General features: G+C 45.2%; 8 protein-coding genes and 1 tRNA gene. 6 read left to right on the top strand and 3 right to left on the bottom strand.

Annotated elements, in window-relative coordinates; translation table 11 throughout:
- Positions 1-2 precede the first annotated feature (2 nt).
- Positions 3-75: transfer RNA gene (locus R7F07_RS21880), tRNA-Gly, on the bottom strand.
- Between the two features lie 156 nt (positions 76-231).
- On the bottom strand, positions 232-777 hold the full coding sequence (gene orn, locus R7F07_RS21875; RefSeq protein ID WP_017635574.1) for an oligoribonuclease: 546 nt from the start codon (positions 775-777) through the stop codon (positions 232-234).
- Between the two features lie 129 nt (positions 778-906).
- On the opposite strand from orn, the gene rsgA reads away from it, so the two are divergent.
- The 4 genes from rsgA (at position 907) to R7F07_RS21855 (ending at position 5547) form a co-directional block, all read left to right on the top strand.
- Positions 907-1971, top strand: coding sequence for a small ribosomal subunit biogenesis GTPase RsgA (rsgA, locus tag R7F07_RS21870; protein ID WP_025768798.1), 1065 nt, complete (start codon positions 907-909; stop codon positions 1969-1971).
- A 116-nt stretch (positions 1972-2087) separates the two neighbouring features.
- Positions 2088-2945: an archaetidylserine decarboxylase gene (gene asd, locus R7F07_RS21865; RefSeq protein WP_171343374.1), complete on the top strand. Its 858-nt coding sequence runs from the start codon at positions 2088-2090 to the stop codon at positions 2943-2945.
- A 166-nt stretch (positions 2946-3111) separates the two neighbouring features.
- On the top strand, positions 3112-4527 hold the full coding sequence (locus tag R7F07_RS21860; RefSeq protein ID WP_171343373.1) for an SLC13 family permease: 1416 nt from the start codon (positions 3112-3114) through the stop codon (positions 4525-4527).
- 132 nt (positions 4528-4659) lie between these two features.
- A complete protein-coding gene (locus tag R7F07_RS21855) occupies positions 4660-5547 on the top strand; it encodes a DMT family transporter (RefSeq protein ID WP_017635571.1) in 888 nt (295 codons plus the stop codon).
- Positions 5548-5629: 82 nt separating this feature from the next.
- On the opposite strand, the gene gpmM is transcribed toward R7F07_RS21855, so the two are convergent.
- Positions 5630-7162, bottom strand: coding sequence for a 2,3-bisphosphoglycerate-independent phosphoglycerate mutase (gene gpmM / locus R7F07_RS21850; protein WP_005381471.1), 1533 nt, complete (start codon positions 7160-7162; stop codon positions 5630-5632).
- A 547-nt stretch (positions 7163-7709) separates the two neighbouring features.
- Between gpmM and R7F07_RS21845 the strand changes: the two genes are divergently transcribed.
- Together R7F07_RS21845 and secB are read left to right on the top strand one after the other, a co-directional pair.
- Complete coding sequence (locus R7F07_RS21845; protein ID WP_005386415.1) at positions 7710-8144, top strand: rhodanese-like domain-containing protein; 435 nt, start codon at positions 7710-7712, stop codon at positions 8142-8144.
- 225 nt (positions 8145-8369) lie between these two features.
- On the top strand, positions 8370-8834 hold the full coding sequence (secB, locus tag R7F07_RS21840) for a protein-export chaperone SecB (RefSeq protein WP_005386410.1): 465 nt from the start codon (positions 8370-8372) through the stop codon (positions 8832-8834).
- Positions 8835-8960 lie beyond the last annotated feature (126 nt).

Below are 8960 nucleotides of genomic sequence, written 5' to 3'. Positions count from 1 at the left end.
GGAGCGACACACGAGGTTCGAACTCGTGACCTCAACCTTGGCAAGGTTGCGCTCTACCAACTGAGCTAGTGTCGCATCAACAACGTTTCCGCTGTTTAGGGCTGCGAATTATAAGAGCATTTTTTTGTGATGCAAGTCCTTCCTTCAAAAAAACTTTATTTTTTTACTGAACGACGAAAAAGCAATCAAAAGCGATATAAATTACAACAATTTGGATCGCAACCTTAACAGTTAAATCTTGAAAATAGTACCTCGATAGTACTTAAGTTCTGCGATGGACTCACGAATGTCGTCCAAGGCCAAATGTGTTCCCTGTTTTGTGAACCCATTTAGCACCTCAGGTTGCCAGCGACGTGCTAGTTCTTTAAGAGTACTAACGTCAACATATCGGTAATGGAAGAACTCTTCCAACTCAGGCATATGCTTGTATAAAAAGCGACGATCCTGCCCAATGCTGTTACCACATATTGGCGACGCCCCTTTTGGCACCCATTTTTCTAAAAATTCAATGGTTTGTGCGACTGCGTCTTGTTCTGAGATTTGACTGTTTCGAACGCGCTCCACCAAACCGCTTGCCGTATGCGTATTAGTACACCAGTCGTCCATTTTCGCTAGTTCTTCTTCCGGCTGATGAATCGCTAACACTGGACCTTCAGCCAAAATATTTAGTTCGCTATCCGTGACAATAGAAGCAATTTCGATGATTTTGTGCGTTTCAGGATCAAGCCCTGTCATCTCTAAATCAACCCAAATTAGGTTTTGATCGCTAAAGGACATGGTTACGCCGCCTATTTGTTTATCGATAAAAGAGGTACTATACCTCAAAATACGAGAAACACGATACTCATACACGGAGCCAAGAGTACGGCTCAACCATTTGAGTAAATTCACATAAAGTACAAAATTGTGGCAAAGAAGAAAAAGTTAACCAAAGGTCAGGTGCGACGCGTACGTAGCAACCAACAAAAGCGTTTGAAGAAGCAAGAAGAGTCCATCCAGTGGGATGAAAACATGCTAGGCGCCAGCAAGCAAGGTCTCGTGATCACTCGTTTTGGTCAGCACGCGGACATTGAAGACCTTGAAACAGGCGAAATTCAACGCTGTAACCTCCGCCGTGGTATTGAGTCTCTAGTATCTGGCGATCGTGTTTTATGGCGCGAAGGATTGGAGTCTATGGCGGGCATCTCTGGTGTTGTTGAAGCGGTAGAACCTCGCTCTTCAGTGCTCACTCGTCCAGATTATTACGATGGCCTAAAACCCGTTGCAGCCAATATTGATCAAATGGTCATTGTCTCTTCGGTATTACCAGAGCTATCGCTAAATATTATTGACCGCTATCTCGTTGCATCAGAAACACTGAATATTGCGCCATTGTTGGTCTTAAATAAAGTCGACCTTCTAGAAGCCGATGATCGTGCAATGTATGAAGAATGGCTCAAAGAATATGAACGCATTGGCTATAAAGTGCTTCTGGTCAGCAAGAAGTCTGGAGAAGGCATTGCTGAACTAGAAACCCTGCTGCGTGACCGAATTAATATCTTTGTTGGTCAATCAGGCGTAGGGAAATCCAGCTTAGTCAACGCGTTAATGCCGGAACTAGAGAGCGAAGTGGAAGAAGGCGAAGTCTCTGAGAACTCTGGCTTGGGCCAACACACCACGACGGCTGCACGTTTATACCACATTCCAACGGGTGGCGATTTGATCGACTCACCTGGAGTACGTGAATTTGGTCTTTGGCATTTGGAAGCAGAAGAAGTAACAAAAGCATTCGTTGAATTTCGACCATATTTAGGCGGTTGCAAGTTCCGAGATTGTAAACACAATGATGACCCAGGCTGCCTTCTACGCGAAGCTGTCGAGAACGGGGAAATTAACGAAACTCGCTTTGAAAACTATCATCGCATTTTGGAAAGCATGGTTGAAAACAAAGCAAATCGTCAGTATTCACGTAATAAAAAAGCCGATCTGTAATTGAGTTAAGGCTGTAACTGTGTAAAAAGTCTTCACCTAATACTGACAAGCAAATTAAATTTCAGTAACATCACGCGCCCTAAAGCGCGAATCTAACAGAAGTATCGGAATTAAAGATGGACAAGTTTAAAGTTGGACTGCAGTACTGGATCCCACAACACGGCCTCACTCGCCTAATGGGTAAACTGGCTTCAGCAAAAGCTGGCGGTCTAACAACAGCAGTTATTCGTTGGTTTATCAAACAATACAATGTGAACATGGATGAGGCGAAGCACTCAGATCCTAAGCATTTTAAAACGTTCAACGAGTTTTTCGTTCGTGAGCTAAAAGAGGGCGCACGCCCAATTTCTGAAGGCGAAAACGTCATCACTCACCCAACCGACGCTTGTGTTAGCCAATTTGGCCCTATTGAAGATGGTCAACTTATCCAAGCAAAAGGTCATCACTTCTCAGCACAAGAATTGCTGGGCGGTGACGCGAATTTAGCGGACGAATTTAAAGATGGTTCTTTTGCCACATTGTATCTATCTCCGCGCGATTACCACCGTGTACACATGCCATGTGACGGCACTCTGCGCCAAATGATTTACGTACCAGGTGACCTGTTCTCAGTAAACCCTCTGACAGCAGAAAACGTACCGAACCTATTTGCACGTAACGAGCGTGTGGTGTGTATCTTCGATACTGAGTTTGGTCCAATGGCACAGGTGCTTGTTGGTGCGACAATTGTTGGTAGCATTGAGCAAGTATGGGCTGGCACTATCACTCCGCCTCGTGGAAACACTGTCTACAAATGGGATTACCCAGCAGAGGGTGACAAGGCCGTGATCTTGAAAAAAGGCGAAGAGATGGGCCGCTTCAAACTGGGTTCTACTGTTATTAACCTGTTTGCCAAAGACGCGATTGAGTTTGACGCAAGCATGGAAAACGGTAAGCCAACCGTTATGGGCACACCTTACGCCTTGAAAAAATAAGTAAAACACCGTTAAAGAGCCCTTTATTAAGGGCTCTTTTTATTGATAAAAAGCAAAACTCCGTTCGAAATTTAGCCTCTATTTCTCAAACTCATACCTGCCTCTAAGACCCTCATTCCACAATCAATTATCCTGCGCTTAGAATGAATATTTAGAGGGGCAGCCAATGCCAAAGATGAGTGTAAACACGTTGGCGAAATTGCTGGTGTGCTTTTTAATTCCGCTCGGTGTTTTGATGATGCCGATCGATGCTATTCCTATTAACGATCTCACTTTAATTCAGCATCGCCTGTTGGCTATTTTTCTTCTTGCTGCCCTACTTTGGGTTCTCGAGCCGGTTCCCGTTTTTGCTACGTCCATTCTTATTATCGCTCTTGAACTGATCATGATATCGGATAAAGGTTTGCATCTATTTCGCAATCCACCAGCGGGGCATGATTTAGGAGAGTTAATTGCTTACACCGATATTTTCTCGGCCTTCTCTTCACCGATCATTATTCTTTTTATGGGTGGTTTTGCTCTTGCGATTGCGGCTTCCAAATACGAGCTCGACAACAACCTCGCCCGAGTACTATTAAAACCATTCGGCACCCAACCTAAGTTCATCATGCTGGGCTTGATGTTAATTACCGCCGTTTTTTCAATGTTTATGTCCAATACTGCCACGACCGTGATGATGCTAGCCCTGCTTGGCCCCATCGTCGCTTCAGCACCTAAAGGGGATTTAGGGATTAAAGCGCTGGTGCTGTGCATTCCAATTGCCGCGAATACAGGCGGCATTGCGACTCCGATAGGCACGCCACCTAATGCGATAGCGCTTCAATATCTCACTGGAGAAAACGCGATAGACTTCCTATCTTGGATGACAATGGGTCTACCATTTGTGTTGGTACAACTCACTGTAGCTTGGTTCTTGTTGCAAAAGCTGTTTCCGTCCAGCGAACCAGAAATGAAACTAAAGCTAGATGGTACATTCAAAAGGAGCTGGCGTGCGATCGTCGTCTACATCACTTTTGCACTAACCATTGTGCTTTGGATGACAACGAAAGTGCATGGCATGAATACATACGTTGTCGCGATTATCCCACTAGCAGTGTTCACGTTAACGGGCATTATGGGAAAAGAAGAGCTCAAGCTAATTAACTGGGATGTTTTATGGCTGGTTGCCGGTGGTATAGCAATTGGTATTGCCTTAGACAAAACAGGCTTAGCCGAAGCATTAGCGCACGCTATTGATTACAGCCTGCTATCACCATTTGCCGTTGTTTTAGCCCTATCGGTAGTGTGCTGGTTAATGGCGAACTTTATGTCTAATACCGCAACGGCAAACTTATTGATGCCTATTGCTGCCGCTATTGGTACATCCATGCCAAGCCTTATTGCGGTTGGTGGCCTACAAGGTTTACTGGTTGTCGTCGCCTTCTCCGCATCACTTGGCATGATCTTACCGGTTTCCACACCACCAAACTCTTTGGCTTATTCAACAGGCCTCATCGAGAGCAAAGACATGGCGAAAGTGGGGCTGATTCTTGGTTTGATTGGTCTATTTATCGTGTATGGCGCAGTTCTGGTGCTGTTTTAATCGATAAGCTCCGTGACAGAGCTTGTTGTCATGGAGCTGTTCGCCAACTATTGCCCTTGCAGAGCCGCTTTTACATCCATTAAATTTCGTGCATATTAAGACTCCTCTACTCTACAAGGACGTCGACACATCATGGGTTACGAATGGCTTGCTTTATGCGCCGCTTTTCTGTGGGCAGTTTCTAGCCTAATTTCGGTCATTCCTGCACAACACCTAGGCGCATTTTCTTACAGCCGCTGGCGTATGGGCTGCACAGCCGTGATCTTATCAACAATGGCCTGGATAACTGGCGGCTGGTTAACGGTTTCTTGGGAACATGTAACGCCAATGATGGCCTCAGGACTGATTGGTATTTTTATTGGTGATACCGCTCTATTCGCGTGTTTGAATCGTATGGGGCCAAGACAGGCCGGGTTACTATTCTCTTGCCACGCCGTGTTCTCTGCCATCTTGGGCTACTTCTTATTTAGCGAAGTCATGACCACAATAGAACTACTGGGCGCATCATTGGTATTTAGCGGCGTGGTGATGGCGATATTCTTTGGCCGAAGAGGTCAAGTGAATAACGTCTTGGAAGACATTAAAGGTAACATCTGGGTGGGTATTGGACTTGGCTTAACCGCAGCAATGTGCCAAGCATTGGGCGGCATCATCGCCAAGCCAGTAATGCAAACCAGTATTGACCCAGTTGCGGCTTCTGCTATTCGAATGATCAGTGCCTTTTTCGCCCACAGCATGTTGTTAATTCTAGGGGTCAAAGTCGCTCGCTCGACGCAACACATTACTTGGCGCGTATTTGGTATTACTGCACTTAATGGTTTCTTGGCGATGGCCGTCGGCATGACGCTAATCTTATACGCACTGCAAGAAGGAAATGTAGGTATGGTTGCACTGCTATCTTCAACCACGCCAATTATGTTGCTACCACTGCTCTGGATTTACACGAAACGCCGACCAAACCGATTTGCATGGTTGGGCGCAGCCCTAGCTGTGATTGGTGCGGGCATATTGGTTCAGTAACCTTACAGACCAGCCCTTACTGCCAGATACAAAAAAGCCCGAGTTTAAACTCGGGCTTTTGTCATTCGGAGCCGTTAGTTAATCATTTAACTAGTACTTCACCCGTCATTTCTGCTGGGATTTCTAGACCAGCTAGAGAAAGCATGGTTGGTGCAAGGTCAGACAGTTTACCGCCTTCTTTGAATTCAACCGCTTTGTCACCTACATAGATTAGAGGTACTGGTAGGTTAGTGTGAGCAGTGTGGATGCCGCCAGTTTCAGGGTCGATCATCATTTCTGCGTTACCGTGGTCCGCAGTGATCAATAGTTGACCGCCAACTTCTTTGATTGCTTCAACCACTTTACCCACACTTTCATCTAGAGCTTCGATTGCTTTCTCAGCCGCTTCATAAACGCCAGTGTGACCAACCATATCTGCGTTCGGGTAGTTACAGATGATGGTATCGAACTTACCAGACTTGATAGCCGCAACCATCTTATCTGTTAGTTCTGGAGAGCTCATTTCAGGCTGCATGTCGTACGTTGCAACTTTTGGAGAAGCAACCAATTGACGCTCTTCGCCTTCAAATTCGTTCTCAACACCACCGTTGAAGAAGAAAGTCACGTGTGCGTATTTCTCTGTTTCAGAGATACGTAGCTGAGTTTGACCTTGTTTAGATAGCCACTCACCGTAAGTGTTTTCTAGAGACGCAGGTGGGAATGCGATAGCTAGAGGGATATCAGCCGCGTATTGAGTCAGCATCACAAAGTTGATTGCTGGGAATACTGCACGCTCAAAGCCGTCAAATGCAGGAACGAATGCACGAGTGATTTGACGTGCACGGTCAGCACGGTAGTTCATGAAGATAACCGCATCGCCATCTTGCATGATTGCGTCTTCTTGACCTTCCGCTTTGATAGCTGTTGCTTTAACGAATTCGTCGTTTTCTTCACGAGCGTAAGCCGCTTCTAGACCTGCAACTGCCGTTTCTGCTGTGAACTCAGCTTTAGCTTGAGTTAGAAGATCGTAAGCAACTTGGACGCGATCCCAGTTGTTGTCACGGTCCATTGCGTAGTAACGACCTACTAGAGAAGCAACGCGGCCTTTACCTAGTTTCGCAAATAGGTCTTGGAAACGTTGTAGTGAGTTTTCAGCACTACGTGGTGGTGTGTCACGGCCGTCTAGGAAGCAGTGTAGGTAGATTTTCTCTGCGCCACGCGCCGCTGCCATTTCAACTGCAGCGTAAATGTGGTCTTCGTGAGAGTGAACACCGCCTGGAGACATCAGGCCCATGATGTGTACTGCTTTTTCAGCTTTCACAGCAGAGTCGATTGCTTCAACTAGCGCAGGCGTTTGTTCGAACTCACCATCCGCAATTGATTTAGTGATACGAGTCAGGTCTTGGTATACAACGCGGCCTGCACCAATGTTAGTGTGACCAACTTCAGAGTTACCCATTTGACCATCAGGAAGGCCAACATCCATGCCTGAAGCAGAGATTAATGTGTGTGGGTTATTCGCAATCAGAGCATCCATTACTGGTGTTTTCGCATTCGCAATTGCGTTACTTGCTGTGTCTTCACGGTAACCGTAACCGTCAAGGATAACTAGAGCCAGTGGCTTCTTAGCTGACATAGTGATGACCTCATCAAATTTAAGTAACTTTTGGCGTAGGGCCTCGCTGCCCTATCTAACCTTGAAACAAAACTAGCGTAATTTTACTACACTTTTTAACCAAAACTGTAGGTTAAGATCAAATAATGTTTGCGATTTATTGTTGCTATCTTACAAGTTAAGCGAACAACGAGTCAGTGCCGACAAACGTGTTCCACAAGCATAGTCATTTCTAATACGCTTTGTACACCCCAGTCTAAGTTCGGTTTTCTTACGCTTCTCATTCTTATTTTTGCACTTGAAACAGTGCTAATTTAAAGCAACATCAAACAAGATGGGTTAATACCTATTGTTCTCTTTTCTCAGTAAAACAGAAGTCACTTAAACCGATAAGTCCAATAGGCCAAAGCAATCAAGCTACCAGAGCGAAATGTACGGATAGTAAGGGCATAACGGGTTTATAGAGATCTCAATTATTCGTTAGAAAATTTTAACCCTCTCGCCTAAGAGCCGTAACCTCGCTATACTCCTGCTTTATTTTTCCGCCAACAGCGTAAGAGCTCAAGACATGCAAGAGTACATTGAATTTTTCCAACAGAACATGATTCTATCTTTGGTTTGGGTAGGTCTTCTTGTCGCCTTTATCATGAACATCGTGAAATCAGCGACAGCCGCATACAAAGAAATCAACGTAAACCAACTGACACATCTTATGAACCGTGAAAACGGCGTTGTAGTGGATATCCGTACCAAAGACGAGTTCAAAAAAGGTCATATCACCGACTCACTTCACATTTTACCGTCAGACATCAAAGCGGGTAACTTGGGTAGCCTTGAAAACCACAAATCAGACCCAATCATTGTTGTATGTAAGACAGGACAGACCGCTCAAGAAAGCGCAAACCTACTAGTAAAAGCTGGCTTCGAAAACGTGAGCCTACTAAAAAATGGTTTGATTGCGTGGAACGAAGCGAACCTGCCGTTAGTTCGCGGTAAGAAGTAGGAACGTGGCAAGAACGAAAGTTCGTGTTTAAACGCGCTTTTACCAAGCCTCGCGGACAAAAAACTGAGCAAATTGAAAGCAGTTGGAGCACTAAGTTGTGACGCTTTGCACGTAATACACGCTTCATCTAGTCAAGGTAGATTGGCTCAGTTAGTCTCAGGACATACCAGTTTTCTGAGCTTAGACGTTTCTAGGCTCAACAAATATTGATTTAAGGATTAAAAAATGGCTGAAGCAGCACCTCAAGACGCACAACAAAACTTCGCAATTCAACGCATCTTCCTAAAAGACGTTTCTTTTGAAGCGCCGAACTCTCCAGTAATTTTCCAGAAAGAGTGGAACCCAGACGTTAAACTAGACCTAGACACTCAAAGCCGTGAGCTTGGTGAAGGCGTTTACGAAGTTGTTCTACGCCTAACCGTTACTGTGAAGAACGAAGAAGAGACTGCGTTCCTATGTGAAGTTCAACAAGGTGGTATCTTCACTGCTGAACAAATGGAAGCTGGTCAACTTGCACATTGCCTAGGCGCATTCTGCCCGAACATCCTATTCCCATACGCTCGTGAAACTATCTCAAGCCTAGTCGTTAAAGGTACGTTCCCTCAACTGAACCTAGCGCCAGTAAACTTTGACGCGCTATTCATGAACTACCTACAACAGCAAGCTCAACAAGGCGAAGCTGAAGCGTAATTCACGTTTTATAAGTGACGAATAGCCACAGTGCTGACGTCACCGACTCAAATAAAATGCACAGAGCGTCTACCATTCGATGCAATGTGCATTTTTTATTTCTGACAAAAGTTCCTAGTTCCTAAT

This window comes from Vibrio sp. YT-16 (assembly GCF_033337405.1).
Classification (GTDB): Bacteria; Pseudomonadota; Gammaproteobacteria; order Enterobacterales; family Vibrionaceae; genus Vibrio; species Vibrio alginolyticus.
This window is presented reverse-complemented; position numbering and strand designations above follow the sequence as displayed.